Source organism: Staphylococcus casei (assembly GCF_030294405.1).
Classification (GTDB): Bacteria; Bacillota; Bacilli; order Staphylococcales; family Staphylococcaceae; genus Staphylococcus; species Staphylococcus succinus.
Genome location: NZ_CP125718.1, coordinates 904634 through 923185, shown reverse-complemented (window position 1 = coordinate 923185; position 18552 = coordinate 904634). Strand labels below are relative to the sequence as shown.

General features: G+C 31.7%; 21 protein-coding genes. 3 read left to right on the top strand and 18 right to left on the bottom strand.

Features of this window, described 5'->3' with window-relative positions; genetic code table 11:
* Positions 1–113: 113 nt before the first annotated feature.
* The 14 genes from sigB to QMO72_RS04230 all read right to left on the bottom strand — a co-directional run bounded on the left by sigB (position 114) and on the right by QMO72_RS04230 (position 12610).
* A complete protein-coding gene (gene sigB, locus QMO72_RS04295; protein ID WP_063410319.1) occupies positions 114–884 on the bottom strand; it encodes an RNA polymerase sigma factor SigB in 771 nt (256 codons plus the stop codon).
* Positions 859–1341, bottom strand: coding sequence for an anti-sigma B factor RsbW (gene rsbW / locus QMO72_RS04290; RefSeq protein ID WP_069822703.1), 483 nt, complete (start codon positions 1339–1341; stop codon positions 859–861). Before rsbW ends, sigB begins: the two co-directional genes overlap by 26 nt.
* A gap of 1 nt (position 1342) precedes the next feature.
* Positions 1343–1669 (bottom strand): anti-sigma factor antagonist, encoded by a 327-nt coding sequence (locus QMO72_RS04285; protein ID WP_046837770.1) that lies wholly within the window; start codon positions 1667–1669, stop codon positions 1343–1345.
* A gap of 79 nt (positions 1670–1748) precedes the next feature.
* The gene (locus QMO72_RS04280) at positions 1749–2750 is read right to left on the bottom strand and encodes a SpoIIE family protein phosphatase (RefSeq protein WP_103266277.1); all 1002 of its coding nucleotides are present in this window, start codon (positions 2748–2750) and stop codon (positions 1749–1751) included.
* Positions 2751–3099: 349 nt separating this feature from the next.
* On the bottom strand, positions 3100–3462 hold the full coding sequence (locus tag QMO72_RS04275; RefSeq protein WP_069822705.1) for a type II toxin-antitoxin system PemK/MazF family toxin: 363 nt from the start codon (positions 3460–3462) through the stop codon (positions 3100–3102).
* Complete coding sequence (gene mazE, locus QMO72_RS04270; RefSeq protein WP_046837773.1) at positions 3459–3629, bottom strand: type II toxin-antitoxin system antitoxin MazE; 171 nt, start codon at positions 3627–3629, stop codon at positions 3459–3461. Before mazE ends, QMO72_RS04275 begins: the two co-directional genes overlap by 4 nt.
* A gap of 87 nt (positions 3630–3716) precedes the next feature.
* Entirely contained in the window at positions 3717–4865 is a 1149-nt protein-coding gene (alr, locus tag QMO72_RS04265; protein ID WP_103266276.1) for an alanine racemase, read from the bottom strand.
* Positions 4866–4980: 115 nt separating this feature from the next.
* Entirely contained in the window at positions 4981–5331 is a 351-nt protein-coding gene (gene acpS / locus QMO72_RS04260; RefSeq protein WP_069822707.1) for a holo-ACP synthase, read from the bottom strand.
* 54 nt (positions 5332–5385) lie between these two features.
* On the bottom strand, positions 5386–5892 hold the full coding sequence (locus tag QMO72_RS04255) for a PH domain-containing protein (RefSeq protein WP_103266275.1): 507 nt from the start codon (positions 5890–5892) through the stop codon (positions 5386–5388).
* Positions 5885–7387 (bottom strand): PH domain-containing protein, encoded by a 1503-nt coding sequence (locus QMO72_RS04250; RefSeq protein WP_103266274.1) that lies wholly within the window; start codon positions 7385–7387, stop codon positions 5885–5887. Before QMO72_RS04250 ends, QMO72_RS04255 begins: the two co-directional genes overlap by 8 nt.
* Positions 7380–7859, bottom strand: coding sequence for a PH domain-containing protein (locus QMO72_RS04245; protein WP_103266273.1), 480 nt, complete (start codon positions 7857–7859; stop codon positions 7380–7382). The genes QMO72_RS04250 and QMO72_RS04245 overlap by 8 nt, the downstream gene beginning before the upstream one ends.
* Before the next feature lie 217 nt (positions 7860–8076).
* Entirely contained in the window at positions 8077–9597 is a 1521-nt protein-coding gene (gene cshA / locus QMO72_RS04240) for a degradosome RNA helicase CshA (protein ID WP_069822711.1), read from the bottom strand.
* Positions 9598–10168: 571 nt separating this feature from the next.
* The gene (locus QMO72_RS04235) at positions 10169–11527 is read right to left on the bottom strand and encodes a UDP-N-acetylmuramoyl-tripeptide--D-alanyl-D-alanine ligase (RefSeq protein WP_103266272.1); all 1359 of its coding nucleotides are present in this window, start codon (positions 11525–11527) and stop codon (positions 10169–10171) included.
* 12 nt (positions 11528–11539) lie between these two features.
* Complete coding sequence (locus tag QMO72_RS04230; protein WP_103266271.1) at positions 11540–12610, bottom strand: D-alanine--D-alanine ligase; 1071 nt, start codon at positions 12608–12610, stop codon at positions 11540–11542.
* 270 nt (positions 12611–12880) lie between these two features.
* Between QMO72_RS04230 and QMO72_RS04225 the strand changes: the two genes are divergently transcribed.
* A complete protein-coding gene (locus tag QMO72_RS04225; protein ID WP_103266270.1) occupies positions 12881–14092 on the top strand; it encodes an FtsW/RodA/SpoVE family cell cycle protein in 1212 nt (403 codons plus the stop codon).
* A 136-nt stretch (positions 14093–14228) separates the two neighbouring features.
* Here the strand turns inward: QMO72_RS04225 and QMO72_RS04220 are convergent, their stop codons facing one another.
* The 3 genes from QMO72_RS04220 to csoR form a co-directional block, all read right to left on the bottom strand.
* Complete coding sequence (locus QMO72_RS04220; RefSeq protein WP_101118351.1) at positions 14229–14369, bottom strand: Lmo0850 family protein; 141 nt, start codon at positions 14367–14369, stop codon at positions 14229–14231.
* A gap of 221 nt (positions 14370–14590) precedes the next feature.
* Entirely contained in the window at positions 14591–14794 is a 204-nt protein-coding gene (csoZ, locus tag QMO72_RS04215; RefSeq protein ID WP_103266269.1) for a putative copper chaperone CsoZ, read from the bottom strand.
* Between the two features lie 15 nt (positions 14795–14809).
* The gene (csoR, locus tag QMO72_RS04210; protein WP_069822715.1) at positions 14810–15103 is read right to left on the bottom strand and encodes a copper-sensing transcriptional repressor CsoR; all 294 of its coding nucleotides are present in this window, start codon (positions 15101–15103) and stop codon (positions 14810–14812) included.
* 142 nt (positions 15104–15245) lie between these two features.
* Here csoR and cls point away from each other — a divergent pair, with 142 nt between their 5' ends.
* Positions 15246–16730, top strand: a complete 1485-nt coding sequence (gene cls / locus QMO72_RS04205) for a cardiolipin synthase (protein ID WP_069822716.1) — start codon at positions 15246–15248, stop codon at positions 16728–16730.
* 103 nt (positions 16731–16833) lie between these two features.
* Positions 16834–17481, top strand: a complete 648-nt coding sequence (locus QMO72_RS04200) for an HD domain-containing protein (protein WP_103266268.1) — start codon at positions 16834–16836, stop codon at positions 17479–17481.
* A 136-nt stretch (positions 17482–17617) separates the two neighbouring features.
* Here QMO72_RS04200 and yidC read toward each other — a convergent pair whose 3' ends face one another.
* Positions 17618–18487: a membrane protein insertase YidC gene (gene yidC, locus QMO72_RS04195; RefSeq protein WP_046837787.1), complete on the bottom strand. Its 870-nt coding sequence runs from the start codon at positions 18485–18487 to the stop codon at positions 17618–17620.
* Positions 18488–18552 lie beyond the last annotated feature (65 nt).

Below are 18552 nucleotides of genomic sequence, written 5' to 3'. Positions count from 1 at the left end.
TTTAACATATAAAGATAATACCATTTTTCAAAAAGTGATATCGTAATGATTGAAATACATAAAAAATAAGGCAGCTCCCAATAGTATAGGAATGCTGCCTTATTTTATTGCTATTATTTATTTGCTGCATCTTGGAGTTTCTTAATTGCTGTTCTTTGCAACCTAGATACATGCATTTGACTTAACCCAATTCTTTCGCCTGTTTCTTTCTGACTTAACCCTTCAATAAAGGTACATTGAATTATTTGTCTTTCTCTGTCAGTCAAAATTGGCAATATCTTCTCTAATATCATTCTTTTTTCGGTTAAATCATAATTATCATCTTGTTGACCCATAATATCTAATAAAGTCACCGTCGAACCATCTTTATCTGCTTCGATTGAATGGTCAACACTAAGCGCGTTATAACTCTGCCCCATTTCCATTGCTTCAAGTACTTCTTCTTCACTTACTTCAAGTCTATTAGCAATTTCTTCAATTGATGGTGACCGTTCTAATTCATTTGTTAGTTCATCACTTACTTTTTTGATACGAGGACCAATCTCTTTAATCCTTCTCGGTACATGGACACTCCATGTTTTATCACGTAAATAACGTTTAATCTCGCCAATCACAGTCGGTACTAAAAAGGCTTCAAACTTTCTATCAAAGGATAGGTCAAATCGGTTTATCGCCCCAATCAAACCAACCATACCAACCTGAACGAGGTCTTCGTGATGAGATTGACCTTTTGAATATTTATATGCCAATGATTCGATTAACTTTCTATAATGTCTAACAAGTTTATCTTGAGCATCTGTATTTTTATTATTTTGTTGCTCATTTATCCATTGGTTAATTTGTTCAGGTGATACATCATTAACTGATTTCGACTCTCTCGCCATTATTTCGCACCTGCTCTTTTTTAATATACTTTATCATGCTGATTGTCACACCTGATTTTTTATCAACCGTAACTTCATCCATTAATGATTCAATTAAAAATAGACCCAATCCGCCTTCTCTTAGGAAATCTATATTTTCGTCTTCTCTATATGGTCCTAATTTTTCTTTTGTTTCTTCATAATCAAAACTTTCTCCTTGATCAGAAATTACAATTTTAATTTTATCATCAAAAATTTCAAAACAAAGATTTATCATTCCCACATCTTCTGGATCATTTTTGTATGCATGCTTTACCGCGTTAGTCACCGCTTCACTCACTGCAATTTTAGCGTCTTCAATATCATCATATGATGCACCCGCGCGTGAAAACACTCCTGATAGCGTCAAGCGTATTAAACTCACATATTCCGCAGAGGCTGGCAACCGCATTTCAATATAATCTTGTTTTAATTGCATGTTATTCGACCTCCGTTCCTTCATTAACATGCATCAAATCTTTTAATCCAGTGATATCAAATAATCGACTTATTCGATCTGAAACACCTAATATAAATAATTCTTTATCATGTTGATTTAGCGCTTTTAACGTACCTACGAATAATCCTAAACCAGTGGAATCCATGTAACTCACATTTTCTAAATTTACATATATATCATGAGTTCCTTCTTGGCGCATCGGCACTAAGACTTCTTCTAATTCCGGAACAGTATAAACGTCTAACTCACCGCCAACTTTCACCTCATAATGCGTATCATGAGTTACTGTTTCAATATTAAGATTCATAACATTACACTCCTAATTATAGTCTAATTCTTAACTTTTATACCCTTAAAATCCAAAACTAACCTTAACTATTAAGAATCTAATTAACCCTTTTTATAATTAATATAGTCAAATCATCTCTCTTATCAGGATTTTGTATCTTCAATATTGCTTCATAAAGAAGTTGAACAATATCTTGAGGATGCATGTGTTTGTATTTGTGAATCATATTTAAAAGATAGCTTTTATCTAAAAAGTCACCTTGTTCATTTCTAACTTCTGTAACACCATCCGTAAATATAATTACAAAATCATCTATATATATCGGTATTTCTTGTTGTTTATACCTCGTTTGTTGATTAACGCCTAATACTCTACCTCTTACACTAATTTCCTCAAATTCTTCTGTTTCAGCCCTGTAAATATAGCCTGGTTCATGACCAGCAGAACTACAATATAACAAATGATTTAACTCTTCATATAACCCATAAAACATCGTTACAAACATGTTTTGGTTAACATTTTTTTCTACTACTCTATTGAGCCGTTTTAAACCATCACTTGGAAGTTGGGAGTGGCCGTATGAGTCCATACCAAATTTAATCATACTCATCGCTAGTGCTGCTGGTATACCCTTACCAATGACATCAGCTACTGCAAAACTCATTGTTCCATCTTTGTGATCTATTAAATTAAAGTAATCTCCGCTCACCTTTTGTGCAGCTACAGAGATAACGCCAATTTGGATACTATCGAATTGAGGAATATCAGTTTTAAGCATAGTTTGTTGTAATCTCGAAGCTAAGTCGATTTCTTTATCATGATATTGCAATCGATTTACAAGTTGTTGGTAATCTCTATAATTATAACCAAAACCTTTTACTACTTCTTTAAGCACATTGAAAGTTTTTAATATTTGAGTTTCATTTAAATTCAACATTTTCACATAATTTTTATGCATTTCCACAATATCTTCTGGTAATAAATCTTTTTTTATCACCTCGTTTGTGAAGATTTCAGTTTTTTTCAATAAATCTGTTGTGTCTGTTGTAATTAAACTTTCATCAATTAGCGCTTTATATTGATTTTTGAATTCTTCCACGCAGTAATTCCTCCTCAAAATGCAAATATAAATCGCGTATACCGATCTTTAACATATCTCAAAATTTTACGTCCATCTTTTCATCATATTAATAACATTCATATCGAATATTTTATAAATATACTATTTCAATTAGGCTCAGTCATTATCTTTGGGTATTAAAAAAGCTTTAGGATAACCTAAAGCTTTTCAACTTAGACATCCTATTTAAAGGTCTTATACTACAAAAACTGGAAACCACTATAATCTTGAATCCGTTTAATTTTGTATTTAAGTGCTTATTACATGTTATAGAGAATTGATGTCTATAATTCACTATTGTATTAATTTGTTTAACTCACCTTTAAAATTAGGATTTATTTGTCCTAACACTATGTAATCCTAAGCTTATGTCGATAGCATTGTTTACTTCTCTCATTTTATCTTCAGAGAGATAAGTTAATTTTTCTTTCAGTCTGTTTTTATCTAAAGTTCTAATTTGTTCTAACAAAATAACAGAATCTTTATCTAACTTATACTTACTTTTTTCTATTTCTACATGTGTTGGTATCTTAGCTTTATTTATCCTACCAGTAATTGCTGCTACAATTACGGTAGGACTATATTTATTTCCAGTATCGTTTTGTATAATCACGACAGGTCTAATTCCCCCTTGTTCAGACCCTTGCACTGGTGATAAATCAGCTAAATAAACGTCGCCTCTTCTCATCATTCATTGTTATTCTTAGAGCTGATGTAGACTTCGTTGCAATCACAAGCTTCACATTCAAATGGAAATGCTTCTGCTGCAAGGGAGAGGTTTAAGTCGGCCATTTGAGAATAGCCTTCCTTTAGTAATTGTTCAATACTGTGATTTCTGCTTTGAGTAAAACTTACCATGAATAAAGACCTCCATGAGACTAAAATAGAATATAATATGTTTTGTTGTTAGATACATAATAACAAATTTTACATACAGTGACTATACTATTTTAATAATTCATTGCGAATTTCTAGGTCCTGGGTCCCATGATATACACGTGGGAGCCTTCTATTAAAGCGGCATAACACTTCATAATTAATTGTTTTTTGTTGTTGTGCCAAAGCTTCTGCTGATTGTGGACTATCACTATGATGGTCCATTAAGATCACTTTATCTCCCGCTGTAACTGCTTCAGGAATTTTTATTATAATTTGATCCATACATACTTTTCCTATTACTTCACATTGGTGACCATTGACGTTCACATTGAATCCAGACATCAGTCTTGGGTAACCATCTGCATATCCAACTGGAATAATCCCTATTTTGGTAGGTTCATCTGCAGTATAGATGCTGCCATAACTCACAGATTCACCTGCTTGTAATACCTTAGTTTGAACAACTTCACTAATCCATTGCGCACTAGGTTTCAAATGTACCTTAACATTCGATTTGACATATTCTGAAGGGTAATAACCATATAATGAGATACCTATCCTCACTGCATTACAAAATTGCGTATCTTTCATTAATGCCCCTGCAGAATTTTGAGAATGAATATAATCCGGTTTCTCTGCTTGATTAACAATTTCTTCAAAATTGGATTGCTGTTGATTCATGGAATCTCCCGGTTCGTCTGCACAAGCAAAGTGAGTAAATACCCCTTCAAAGACCAAATGATTATGCGAATGAATCAAATCTATCACAGACTGATATTCTTCAACATCCTTCACACCTAATCTACCCATACCAGTATCTAATTTGACATGAATCCATAAATCTTTTTCATTTTTTTCTGATATTTGTTGTATTGCCTCATTCAACCATTTTTCAGAAGGGGCAGTGATTGCAACACGATGTTGTATCGCTTTATTAATATCATATGAAGGAATGACGCCTAATACAAGTATCTTGGCATTAATACCATGCATGCGTAATTCTATAGCTTCATCTAAAGTTGCGACTGCAAAAAACTCAGCTCCGTTATCCATGAGTTGACGTGCGATCATAATACTACCAAGACCATAGCCATTTGCTTTAACCACTGGGATAACTGTTTTACTGGGATGTAGTTTCTGAAACACTTGGAAGTTTGAAACGATAGCATTTAAGTCTACATTCAAATAGGTCGATCTATAATACTTATCAGACATAAAATAAATACCTCCTGTATCAATTAAATAAGTTTTTCTATAATTAATTCAATTTTATAATAAGCTAGATAGGATAGCCAAATTAAACATACTGACATTTATATATTTTCAAATATTATACTTCTAAAATGACTTGGCTCATAGCATAATGTTCAGTATGTGTAATGCTGACATGAACGCTAAACCCTTCATAATTAATACATGGTTTGCCTAATTCATCATTAAAACAATCTATTTCATTTAACGCGATTGTTTTACCAAGACCTGTACCTAATGCTTTACTAAATGCTTCTTTACAAGCAAATCTTCCCGCTAAAAACTCAATTTTACGTTGTTCCAAGTTCAAATCATTGAATTTTTGTTGTTCATTTTCACTTAATACGCGCTCTACTAATTTACTTTGCCTTTGCAAAAGTGTTTTTATTCTATTAATTTCTATTAAATCTACACCAATACCATGTATCATAGGCTCCTCCTCATATTGAAACGCTTAATAACTAATTTAAGTATGTTTGGAGTTTTAAGCATTATTTGTATCTGGCTCTGAAGAATGTGGATTATTTATTTGTTTTATCTGCTTTTTGAGCAAGATTGCAGTTTCTTTTTTTATCAAATTTATTTTAGCATTACCGCCAGCAGTTGATAATGTGATATTAGACAAGCCGTATTTTCTCGTTAAAATACCTTCATGTGTATCAACATTTTGTATTCTAAATAATGGTATTTTAACTATTTTAATAAACCAAAAACCATTTCTCACAATGATTTCATTCTCAGTTAATTTATATTTAAAAATTTTATATTTGTATATTGGAATGATTACAACTTCAAATATCAAAAGTAATAGTACTATGATAAAACCAATAATCAATATCCAATTCATTATATTTGGGGCTAGCCAATCTAGCCATAATGAATAAACAACATACACTGCTGCAATCACCATACATAAGACGGCAACTATAATAATGCCAGTAAGTCGCATAACCTTTTTTCCAGATGGATCCATATAATTATAACTATTCATGAGGGCCTCCTCCTAAATACCATGATTGTAAAGTTTTCACATCATTATAATCACTATATTTTAATCCGATATTATCATTAGAAGGACCTTTTGCAATTATAAAATTAAAATTAGCCAAACTATTTTTTTCTAAAAATGGATTTCTTTTAATTTCCATACCTAATATTTTATCGTGTTTAAAGTAAGTATTTTTAAATCCAAATGGTGTCACATTACGTACAACTAGTTCATCGTTTTGAATTTTAAAGCCAGATACCTTTACTACTTTCAAACTGTGGATAATATGTACTATGATAATTACCCCAACAATAAGAAAAATCCACGGTTTCCAAAAGTATGTCACAACACTAGCAATGATTATAAGTAATAAAGCTTGTCTCCAAAACAACCTATGAAATCCTCTCCAAGGCATACCTTGTTTCGCTGGCGCAAATGCCATATTTGGCATAAGATTTTTAATTATTTCAAAGGCCTTTTCACGCTTGATAAATGGCAATATCATAACGTTACCATCTAATGAAACGTCATCTATGTCAAAATCTTCCATATCACTTGTAATAACAAAATGTATAGAGGTATAGCCAAATAAATTTCTTAAAAATGATTGTTTTTCAACCACTGATTGTACCCTATCTGTAGGTACAGTAATATTTTTAACATTAAATAAGCCATATTTAATGTTTAACTGATTGTCTTGTTGCGTAACTGTATAATTAAAATTACGTATAATTACGATCAATGTACCAATCACATAACTACCTATCATAACCAAAGCAATCATCATAATGATAATTACTGAGATCGCTTGTGATATATGCGCAAATTGTCCTGTTATTTTTTCCCAAGGAATTACATCGGAAAATCCACCAATAATCGGTGATAACGCAGCAAAAGCCACTCCAATCGCTCCACTTGTCAGAGCCATCAATAAAAGTTCTTTAAATTTCAGTTTATACAAATGAACGGTTTGAGGACCTTTGTTTTCTAATGTCTTATCGTGCGTTTGTAATGTATCCTCTGATTGTGAAACTTCAACTGTATTGATCAAATCTTGTTGTTTTTCTTTAATAGTTTGTTGAATAAGTTCACTTTGTTTTTTAGAAACTGTATTTAAATCAATGCCATCACTCGGCGTTTTGATTTGTAATTTTACGCCTCCGACCAGTTGGTGAATGACGCCTTGCGTAGTATCTAATGTTTGAATACGACGTATATTCAATTCTTTTCGCGCTTTTGTAAATATACCTGTCGCTAATACAAAGTGATCGTTTTCTATCCAATAACTCGTATTATATACTTTTAGAACTTGCGTCACAAAAGAAAACAGAAAGAATATAAACACTATCCCTGGAAATATGTATGAGCGTATATTAGTAAAGTCAAAATCTTTCAAGTTAAACACTAAAAAGATAATTACTAAAAAGATATTTTGTTTGATTGCATCAATAACACCCGCTAAGTATGAAATAGGATGTAACTTTTGAGGATTATACATCGTAATCAGCTCCTCTTAGGTAATTTAATGCTTTCGATTCAATAACTGTTGCTTCTTCGTCAGTCAATAATGGAAAACTAACTGTATGTCCCGCAGTTATTAATGAAACTTTTGCTAATCCTAATCTACTTAATATAGGATTATATTTGCGCTCAATCAATTGAGTTCGTTCTAATTTCACTATTTTATGAGATTTAAAAAAGAAATCATATTTGATTTCAATATGCTTATTTTCTACTCGATAAAAAGCATACTTATATTTTAGCCATGGTGTAATTAAAGTATATAAAATATTAAAAACTATAAAAGCAATGATTAAATACAAGATAAAATGCCACCAATTAAAGTGACTCCATAAAAACAACACAACCGTTGCTATAACCATATTCAATATCAATTCTAATACTTTTATCGTGTAGTAATACTTCATAGCTTCCTTTGGACTTCTCTTAAACAATCGGTCTTTAGCCATTGGTACACTCCTTAAATAAAGATTCCAATTAATTATAACATAGCGTTTATATATACTTCATCGCACATTTAAAATGTACTACAATTTAAATGTCAAACAAATAAGTTGTTTTGGACATTTACATTATAGAAAATATCCTACAACTTGATATAAAACAAAAAAATCATCCCACGTTAATGAGATGATTAAACCTAAATTTCATATATGATAAAGCATTCTATTTTTTATGGTCTGCGAATGTGCGACCTTTCATTGATTTCTTGTTATTGTTTCTGTCAGAAGAAGGTTTTTCGTTCTTCTTCTTATTATTGTTGAATCCGCCTTTTGAGCGACGATTTTTGTTATCGAACTTGTTGTTGTTACCACGTTTATTGTTATTACCACCACGTCTTGGGCCTTTGCTTTGACGACCTTTACGAGATAATGGTTTTTCAAATGTTAATTGTACATCAACATCATCATTTGACTCCACTAATTCTTGTAATAATGAAGCAACTAAATCAACATCGCTATATTCTTCAATTAATTCAGAAGCAATGCGTTGTAATCTAGGTTCATTTTCTCTAGTCATCCAGTTTTGAACTTTACCTTTAATATCGTTTTCACGTGCTTTTAACACTTCTTTACGATGAGGTGGTCTTAATGCTTGCATTTCTCGCTTGTTAGCTTGTTCAATTTGACGGATGTAATCCATCTCAATTGGGTTAACAAATGTAATTGCAATACCTTCTTTACCAGCACGACCTGTACGTCCAATTCTGTGAGTATAACTTTCTGTATCTTGAGGGATATCGAAGTTATACACATGACTCACGCCTGAAATATCAAGTCCTCTTGCTGCAACATCAGTCGCAACTAAGATATCTAGTTGATCGTTTTTGAATTTTTTCAATACTTCTAAACGTTTAGCTTGTGTGATGTCACCATGTAAGCCTTCAGCTTTATATCCTTTAGAAATTAACGCACTTGTTAATTCATCTACACGACGTTTTGTACGTCCGAATACAATTGCTAACTCTGGCTGATGTACATCTAAAAAGCTTGTGAAAGTATCAAATTTTTCTAATTCTTTTACGATTGTATAGAATTCTTCAATTTGAGGATTTGAAGTTTCATTGTTCATTGTTTTAACAATAACTGGAGACTTCATAAATTGTTGTACTAGTGTTTGGATTGCTTTCGGCATTGTAGCAGAAAACAACATTGTTTGACGTTGTGATGCTGGGATTTTGTCCATGATAAATTTCATATCATCGATGAAGCCCATGTTCATCATTTCATCCGCTTCATCTAATATAAGCGTATGAATATCAGTAGTTTTCAAAGTACGACGGTTTAAATGGTCAATTACACGACCTGGTGTACCTACTACTACTTGTGGTCCTTTTTTAAGGGATCTAATTTGACGATCGATTGGCATACCACCAAAAACAGTAACAACTTGTACGTTTTGGCCTTTACCGAATTCTTTAATAGATTCAGCTACTTGCATAGCTAATTCTCTTGTTGGTGCAAGGATTAGTGATTGAACACCTTCTCGACCCGCTACTTTTTCGATTAACGGAATACCAAATGCGCCTGTTTTACCTGTACCAGTTTGCGCTTGGCCAAGAACGTCTTTGCCTTCTAAGGCAAGAGGGATACTCTCTTTTTGAATAGGAGTGGCATCACTGAACCCCATTGTTTCTAGGGTTTCTGCCATCTTATCTGAGATCCCTAATTCTTTAAAATTTTGCAATATAATTCTCCTTTATTTATCTGTATTTCTATACATATATGTTCACTTAAGTTTCTTCAACTTCTTAATAGTACCACCTCAAGTGTATAATCGCAATAAACCAAATTTGAATAAATGGGTCGATTGTCAATCGTTTCATAATTACTATCCTTTTCTAAATGTTGTGATATATAGGTTGTAAGCGTTTGATTGCTTTTCAGGAGATTACTTTTTTTCTTCTAAAAAAAATTTGTTAATTTATTTATTCAGTTAATTGTCTGATTATTCTTTCGGTATATTACACTTTATTTAATTGTTATTTAAAATAATTGTTAGATGTTTATACGTATAGAATACAGAGATTTTTAACACATAGGTATAGAATATCATTACTTCATACCTATATTCTTTTACCCGTTTGAATACTACAGTAACACTTTATATGTTGTTCTTTAATCGCTATTATGTATTTAAAATACAAAACACAATATATCTCTATTCAAGAAATATATTGTGTTGAAATTTCCATTATTATATTTTGTGTATTCTCACAACATTTACTTTGTACTATTTAAAATAGCATTATAACAATTTATTTCAAAAGCGTTTCTACAACTTCCTCTAACTTCATACCTCTCGAACCTTTTATAAGTACTTTATCTTCAGGTTGTAGATGTTTGAGTAGCGTAGCTTTCAAGGCGTTTTTATCTTCATAGTGTTCAGCGTGTTGGACATAGTCCTTTCCACTATTATAGATGTAAGCAGCTTCTTGGCCAAATGTAAATAATGTATTGATATCTTTATCTTCCAAGTACTTTCCTACAGCTTCATGCATCGTTTGGCTATCAGTACCTAATTCTAATACATCACCAAGCACGATGATTTTTCGTCCTCTCATACCAGAAAGTGTGTCTATAGCTGCTTTCATACTTGTAGGGCTCGCATTATATGCATCATTTATTACTACCGTATGATCCTTAGTAATATGTTGTTCCATTCTCATACCTGTCAACTTCACTTGAGCTAAATTATGAAATATTGTATCGTAATTTAAATTCAATCGTTTACCTATAGCAATAGCATAGGTAGCATTCTTCATATTATGTTCACCTAATATGGGCAATTCATATCGTTCTTCACCATTAACATTAAATGCGATGCCTTCATTTTCAATATCTTCTAAATGACAAACGAGTGTATTATCAGCATCTTGGCCTACGCTTACTAATTCAACTTCTTTTAAATTTTGAACATGGGGTTCTAATAACGGTTCATCGCCATCATAAATAAATAAACCGTCTTTCTTTAAACCTAATGTAATTTCAGCTTTAGCTTGTGCAATACCTTCTCTAGATCCTAAATCTTGCATGTGTGATTCTCCAATATTGGTAATCACTGCAATATTAGGTTCAGCTAATTTTGATAACAGCTCAATCTCGTGAAAACCAGACATCCCCATTTCTAAAATAGATATTTCAGTGTCTAAATCTAATTGTAATATGGTTAACGGTAAGCCAATTTCATTATTATAATTACCTTGTGTTTTCTTCACTTTAAATTGTGGTTTCAACACACTTTCAATCATGTCTTTGGTAGTTGTTTTCCCATTTGAGCCTGTCACAGCTATCACTTGAGGATTTACAAATTCTAAATACGCTTTAGATAATTGTTGTAATGCTTCAAGCGTGTCATCAACCCATATGATTGGACCAGTAACTTGTTCATCTAAAGCAACATCTTTTTGATAAAAAGATGCACTTGCACCATCTTTCAATGCTTGGGCAACATATTGATGTCCATCAACATGCTCTCCTTTAAATGGGATAAATAAATTTTGATCATTAACAACGCGTGAATCTATAGATACACCTTTAATTGTATAATCCATATATTCATTATCGATGTCACATGGAATCCAGTCTTTGACTTGCTCTAAAGTTACTTCAATCATGGTTTATACTCCTCAATCAATTATATATTTATTTTGTTTTTTATCTTCATGCTTTTCTTTTGCTAACTCAATTAACTTCTTAATTAAATCAGAGTATGAAACGCCCATATTTTCCCATAGACTAGGGTACATACTAAATGCAGTAAATCCTGGCATAGCATTTGTTTCATTTATGAAAATTTGATTGTCTTCTGTAACAAAAAAGTCTGCACGTAATAAACCAGAACAGTCAGTAGCTTTAAATGCTTCAACTGCCATATTTCTTAATGTCATTTGAACTTCTTCATCTAAATCAGCTGGAATATCCAATTTAATATTTCCATCTTTGTACTTAGCTTTATAATCATAGAAGGCTACTTCCTTAATCACTTCACCTGGCCAAGTCGTTTCAGGATAGTCGTTGCCTAATACAGCGACTTCTATTTCTCTTGCATCAATACCTTGTTCAATCACTAATTTACGGTCAAACTGAAATGCTTCTTCAATTCCTGATTTCAATTCTTCTTCATTATTACATTTACTGATACCTACACTAGAACCTAAATTTGCCGGTTTAACAAATACTGGATATTCTAGTTTATCATGTACTAATTTTAAAATATTATTTTCATATTTATGGTATTCACTTCTTAAAAAACTTACGTACGGTAATTGTGGTAATCCTCTATGTTCAAATAATTGTTTCATTACTAGTTTATCCATCGAACTTGAAGCTGCTAATACACCGTTACCTACATATGGTAAATCTAGCACTTCAAATAAACCTTGAATCGTTCCATCTTCACCGTTTGGACCATGTAATAGTGGAAATACTGCGCTATATCTATCTCCTGTACTACCAACACTTAGTAATTTAGAGATTTCACCAGCAGCAACGTCAGTTAAACGTAAAGTGTCTATATTATTTATAGTGTCTACGATATTTTCTTTCTTTTTCCAGTCACCATCATTTGTGATGTAAATAATGTCTACTTGATACTGATCTTTATCAATGGCATTTAAGACATTTTGTGCTGTTAATATTGAAACATCGTGTTCCGCACTCTTTCCTCCGTATACGATACATACATTTTCCTTAGCCATAATTTTGCCTCCATATACAATTCTTAAACTATATCATATCACGATTTAATAATTTTTTGCATTTGTAAAGTAGTTTAATAATCATTTATTTTTTGTTCTATTATATAGATGTTTTGAAAGTTTATATAACTTAGCTATTCCTATAAATTCAAAATAATCTATTTTAAATTTTCGAATTGGCACCCTACTTCTAGCAATATGTTAAAAAATTCGGTAAAATCTATATATAATACATAGATAGAGAAATTTAGCTTTTCAAAGGAGTAAGAAATGAGTACTTCACGTCAATTGAAAAAAAACCATTGGATACGTCGGATAGACTGGAAATTAATAGCTATCCTAGCATTATTTGCAATTATTAGTGTCACAATTATCAATTCAGCAATGGGCGGCGGACAATATAGTGCCAATTTCAGTATTAGGCAGATTTTGTATTATGTCTTTGGTGGGGTCATTGCATTTTTAATCATGCTTGTTTCCCCTAAAAAGTTGATGAAATACACATATTTACTATATTTCATACTTTGTCTTGGGTTGTTTATATTAATCATCATTCCAGAGACCCCGTTTACGCCAATTATCAATGGCGCTAAAAGTTGGTATAAATTAGGCCCTATTAGCGTGCAACCATCAGAGTTTATGAAAGTCATATTAATTTTGGCATTAGCAAAATTAATTACAAAGCATAATAAATTTACTTTCAATAAATCTATTGAGACTGATTTTAAATTACTATTTAAAATCATAGGTATCTCTATTCTTCCAATGGCATTAATTCTATTACAAAATGACCTAGGTACGACGTTAGTCATATGCGCTATTATCATAGGTGTAATGATTGTTAGTGGTATTTCTTGGAAAATTCTAGCACCTTTATTTATTGGAATTATCGTATTTGCTTCTGGTATTATCTTGTCAATAATATACAAACCTTCTCTAATAGAAAGTGGATTAGGTATAAAAACTTATCAACTTGGTAGAATCAATTCATGGCTTGACCCGTATACATATAGTAGTGGCGACGGCTATCATTTAACAGAGTCTCTTAAAGCTATCGGTTCCGGTCAACTCTTTGGTAAAGGATTTAATCATGGTGAAGTTTATATACCAGAAAATCATACCGACTTTATTTTTTCTGTCATCGGAGAAGAATTTGGATTTATTGGATCTGTAATATTAATTTTGGTATATTTAGCCCTTATTTTTCATTTAGTAAGGCTTGCAACACAAACAAATATGTCCTTTAACAAGTTATTTATTATTGGTTATGTGGCGCTTATTCTTTTCCATGTCTTACAAAATATAGGTATGACAATACAATTGTTGCCTATTACAGGTATTCCATTACCATTTATAAGCTATGGTGGTAGTTCGATATGGAGTCTCATGTTTGGTATAGGTGTATTATTATCCATTACTTATCATCAACCTAAACAATATGCACCTGCATTAGAAAATACTAAATTAACTAGAAGTCAATAATCATTTTTTAATTTAACTAGAAAAACTGCTAAAATCCATAGACAGGATTTTAGCAGTTTTTATCTTCTTATATTTACAAATTAATAAAAAAAAACGACAAGAGCCGTGGACTCCAATCGCTTAATTAAGTAACATACTATTTCAGTTCGTTAGCGGTTTTCACAGTAGTTGGTAAAGTATGCATAACTTCTAATCTTGATTTGGTTTTCTTTATGTTTACCCCTAATGATGATAATAGATTAACTACGTTTTGAATCTTATCGTTATCCTTACTCATATCATCACCCCTAACTTTCAACTTCTACTTCATATTACCCCAATTATATATAAATTACTACATTATAACCAAATTTTTTTAATTTATTAAAAATCCAGTATAAATTTTCGTCATATTTACATTGTAAAAATACCATAAAAACCAAAAAAATAACTCAAATATATTTAATACAACTTTTAAAGATGTAAAAAGTAATCAAAACAAAAGATTGTGCCACTGAATTATAGGATGGTAAAGCCTAAATCATACACTTCTTTTTCTAGGTTATTTAAACTTGCTGGCGTCTCAAAATCAATTGATATGGTCTCATTAGTTTGATTTACTGATACTTTCTTCACACCATCTATCAATTTCAAATGTTCTTCAAGTTGCTTTTGTTGTGCCTTGTTATTTATACCTGATACATAAATGACTTTAGATTTCATCTTCCTATTAACCCTCTAATCTTTCATTAATTTTTGAAAAGTAACTAATAATTCTTCCATCGCTTCTTCTTGTTGTCCTTGATTGACTTTATTCATGATACAGCTTTTCATATGGTGATCTAATAACTTTGTTGCCACACTATTTAATGCTGAACGTGTAGCTCTAATTTGTGTCAACACATCATCACAATATACATCTTCATCGATCATTCGATTAATTGCTCTAACTTGACCCTCTATACGATTCAATCTCGATTTTAAATTAGCTTTATTCTGTTCCGAGTGGTGTGCTTTTTGTATTTCCTCCATATATTAAGGACCTCCTCTTGATTTGAACTATATAATATACCCCTCACCGGTATAAGTCAAGTGATAAAAGACTATAGACGTGTTACAATAATTGAGACTTTTACAAATTTAAATAAATTGCTTTGCATTTTGGGGGTTTAATATGATAGATATTTTTTCGATTTCATATAGTCACACAAACTTAATAATAAATGTTCTTTTAATCAGTGCATTTATATTAAACCTTATTTTTGCTTTTATTATTATTTTTATGGAACGACGATCTGCGGGTTCGATTTGGGCATGGGTCTTAGTTTTAGTCTTTATCCCGGTACTCGGTTTCATCATTTATCTACTATTTGGTAGACAAATTCAACGAACTCATATTTTTTCAATAGATGAAAAAGACAAGATTGGTATAGAAATGATTGTAAAAGAACAGCTTGAGGCATTAAGAAATGATGAGTTTTCTAAAGGTAACCATCAAATAGTTAAATTCAAAGACATGGTTCAAATGCTGTTATATAATAACGCAGCCTTTTTAACGACAGACAATAACATCAAAATATTTACAGACGGTAAAGAAAAATTTGATGCTCTGATTAAGGATATTTACGATGCTCAGGATTATATTCATATTCAGTATTATATTTTTAGAAATGATGGTTTAGGTAATCGTATTTTAAGAGCACTTGAGCAAAAACTTGAAGAAGGCTTAGAAGTTAAAATGCTGTATGACGATATGGGGTCTCGTACATTATCTTTAAAGGATTTTAAAAGCTTCCACAAAAAAGGCGGTCAAGTAGAAGCTTTCTTCCCTTCGAAACTTCCATTGATCAATCTTAGAATGAACAACAGGAACCATAGAAAAATCGTAATTATTGATGGCCATATCGGTTACGTTGGTGGTTTTAATGTTGGTGATGAGTATTTAGGATTAAAGAAAAAATTTGGATATTGGAGAGATACACATTTACGTATTGTAGGTGATGCAGTCAATGCCTTACAGTTACGTTTTATGTTGGACTGGAATTCACAGTCTACTAGGGATAATTTGAAATATGCCGAGCGTTACTTTCCTGATGTTGAGTCTGATGGTACTGTAGGTATTCAAATCGCTTCAAGTGGCCCTGATGAAACATGGGAACAGATAAAATATGGATATCTAAAAATGATTGCTTCTGCAAAACATTCTATTTATATCCAATCACCCTATTTTATTCCTGATCAAGCTTTCCTAGATGCAGTTAAAATTGCTGCTTTAGGTGGTGTGAATGTAAATATTATGATACCTAATAAACCTGACCATCCATTTGTTTATTGGGTTACCTATAAAAATGTAGCTTCCCTCCTAGAGGCAGGCGTCAATATTTTCCACTATAACAATGGTTTTTTACATTCAAAAATGCTTATTATTGATGATGAAGTGGCTAGTGTTGGAACAGCAAATATGGACCATCGCAGTTTCACACTTAACTTCGAAGTTAATGCTTTTATCTATGATACCCTTATCGCACGAGAACTTAGAGAAGCTTTTGAAAAAGATTTGACTGTATCTTATAGATTAACGACAGAACTTTATGAAAAACGAAGTTTATGGATTAAATTTAAAGAAGGTATTTCGCAATTATTATCACCTATTCTGTAGTTGTATTACAGGTCTAAAGTAACGCTTTTAATGAAAGCTACTTTAGACCTTTTTGTTACAAATCTTTTAAATCAATTAAACATCTATAAAGGAGCAATGTTGTATGTATACAAATGATATATTAAAATCCGCAGAATCTTACATGACTACTTTTCACTCTAATGATTCTACTGGGCATGATGTTGCCCATATCAAACGTGTTGTAAATATGGCTAAATATATCGCTAATAAGGAAAATGATGGAGATTTATTAATTATTGAATTAGCCTGCTTATTACATGATACAATTGATGAGAAACTTACTGATAGTAAACAAGCAAAAATAAAATTATCAGGCTTTTTAAATCAACTTGCACTATCCTCACATCAGCAAGCAGACATTCTACATATTATTGAAAATATGAGTTATCAAGATGGACAAAATAATTCAGTACAATTATCTAAAGAAGGTCAAATCGTGCGTGATGCTGATAGACTTGATGCAATTGGCGCCATTGGAATTGCTCGTACATTTCAATTTGCTGGTCATTTTAATGAACCCATGTGGGTTGATATACAATCTGATATACCGTCTAACCATGAAGCTACGGATTATATTGACTGGTGTCCTTCAGCAATAAAGCATTTCTATGAAAAATTATTCAAACTCAAAGATTTAATGCATACTGAAACTGGTAAACGTATTGCCCAACAACGCCATGAATATATGAGAGCGTTTGTGAACCAATTCTTTAAAGAATGGTATGTTTAATATTAAAGTTACATATATTTTATTTTAGATCACAAAAAAGTACACCCCTATTTTTAATAGGGGTGTACTTTTATTTTGAGTATGGCGTTTTATACCATAAACGCTTTTATAGGTTTCAATCAATAATTAAAATACATTATTTTTTCTTATTTTTCTTTGAAACCACTTGCGTATTTGATCCTTTAGTTACTGAGTTTGCTGTGTTTTGTTTCATCGCTTCTATCATTGGCGCAACTTCTTTTTGAGCAAGTTTAGAATAATACATATTCGCTACTTGTGTTTGTACGATTAAGAAAGCCGCACTCACTGACCAATATAAACCTAAAGCTGATGCTGAACTTAATGAAATCCACACAATCATAATTGGTGAAATCACCATCATCATATAACCCATTTGACGCTGTTCGTTTGGCATACTCTTACTTGAAACATAAGCTTGTAAGAAGTATAAGATACCTGCAATAATTGTAATCCAAATGTCAGGTTTGGATAAGTTGAACCATAAGAAATTAGGATGCTCTGTAAAACCACCGCTAGAAGGATATTTCAATACAAAGAATAATCCCATAATGATTGGCATTTGTATTAGCATTGGTAAACAACCTAACATACTCTTCATTGGATTCATATCGTATTTTTTATATACTTCCATCATTTCTTGGTTTGCTGCCATTTTTTCTTCTTGGGTACGTGAACGCTTAACCTTCTCTTGAATTGCATCAATATCAGGTTTTGCAACTTTCATTTTTTCACGCATCATATGACTATTTTTATAATTAGATAACATGAATGGCAATAATACTAAACGAATTGCCAATACAAGTACGATAATTGCTAAACCATAGTCATTATTAAAACTAGTCCCCAACCAATGTATAACTTTGTCCATCGGCTCAACGAACGTATTATAGAAAAATCCATCCTTATTTTCAGGTTTTGAATAGTCACAGCCTGCTAAAAAGACCATTACACCTAATAATAAAGGTAGTAGCGCTTTCTTCTTCATTTTTCCACCTCTAATGATATATTCACATAGAATTTATTTTATCACACTCAAGGAAAAGTAGAAAA

Excerpts from the sequence above, each read along its gene's own strand:
- sigB (WP_063410319.1), bottom strand. The coding sequence starts at position 884 with ATGGCGAGAGAGTCGAAATCAGTTAATGATGTATCACCTGAACAAATT.
- rsbW (WP_069822703.1), bottom strand. The coding sequence starts at position 1,341 with ATGCAATTAAAACAAGATTATATTGAAATGCGGTTGCCAGCCTCTGCG.
- QMO72_RS04285 (WP_046837770.1), bottom strand. The coding sequence starts at position 1,669 with ATGAATCTTAATATTGAAACAGTAACTCATGATACGCATTATGAGGTG.
- QMO72_RS04275 (WP_069822705.1), bottom strand. The coding sequence starts at position 3,462 with ATGATGAGAAGAGGCGACGTTTATTTAGCTGATTTATCACCAGTGCAA.
- mazE (WP_046837773.1), bottom strand. The coding sequence starts at position 3,629 with ATGGTAAGTTTTACTCAAAGCAGAAATCACAGTATTGAACAATTACTA.
- alr (WP_103266276.1), bottom strand. The coding sequence starts at position 4,865 with ATGTCTGATAAGTATTATAGATCGACCTATTTGAATGTAGACTTAAAT.
- acpS (WP_069822707.1), bottom strand. The coding sequence starts at position 5,331 with ATGATACATGGTATTGGTGTAGATTTAATAGAAATTAATAGAATAAAA.
- QMO72_RS04255 (WP_103266275.1), bottom strand. The coding sequence starts at position 5,892 with ATGAATAGTTATAATTATATGGATCCATCTGGAAAAAAGGTTATGCGA.
- QMO72_RS04250 (WP_103266274.1), bottom strand. The coding sequence starts at position 7,387 with ATGTATAATCCTCAAAAGTTACATCCTATTTCATACTTAGCGGGTGTT.
- QMO72_RS04245 (WP_103266273.1), bottom strand. The coding sequence starts at position 7,859 with ATGGCTAAAGACCGATTGTTTAAGAGAAGTCCAAAGGAAGCTATGAAG.
- QMO72_RS04235 (WP_103266272.1), bottom strand. The coding sequence starts at position 11,527 with ATGATTGAAGTAACTTTAGAGCAAGTCAAAGACTGGATTCCATGTGAC.
- QMO72_RS04230 (WP_103266271.1), bottom strand. The coding sequence starts at position 12,610 with ATGGCTAAGGAAAATGTATGTATCGTATACGGAGGAAAGAGTGCGGAA.
- QMO72_RS04225 (WP_103266270.1), top strand. The coding sequence starts at position 12,881 with ATGAGTACTTCACGTCAATTGAAAAAAAACCATTGGATACGTCGGATA.
- QMO72_RS04220 (WP_101118351.1), bottom strand. The coding sequence starts at position 14,369 with ATGAGTAAGGATAACGATAAGATTCAAAACGTAGTTAATCTATTATCA.
- csoZ (WP_103266269.1), bottom strand. The coding sequence starts at position 14,794 with ATGAAATCTAAAGTCATTTATGTATCAGGTATAAATAACAAGGCACAA.
- csoR (WP_069822715.1), bottom strand. The coding sequence starts at position 15,103 with ATGGAGGAAATACAAAAAGCACACCACTCGGAACAGAATAAAGCTAAT.
- cls (WP_069822716.1), top strand. The coding sequence starts at position 15,246 with ATGATAGATATTTTTTCGATTTCATATAGTCACACAAACTTAATAATA.
- QMO72_RS04200 (WP_103266268.1), top strand. The coding sequence starts at position 16,834 with ATGTATACAAATGATATATTAAAATCCGCAGAATCTTACATGACTACT.
- yidC (WP_046837787.1), bottom strand. The coding sequence starts at position 18,487 with ATGAAGAAGAAAGCGCTACTACCTTTATTATTAGGTGTAATGGTCTTT.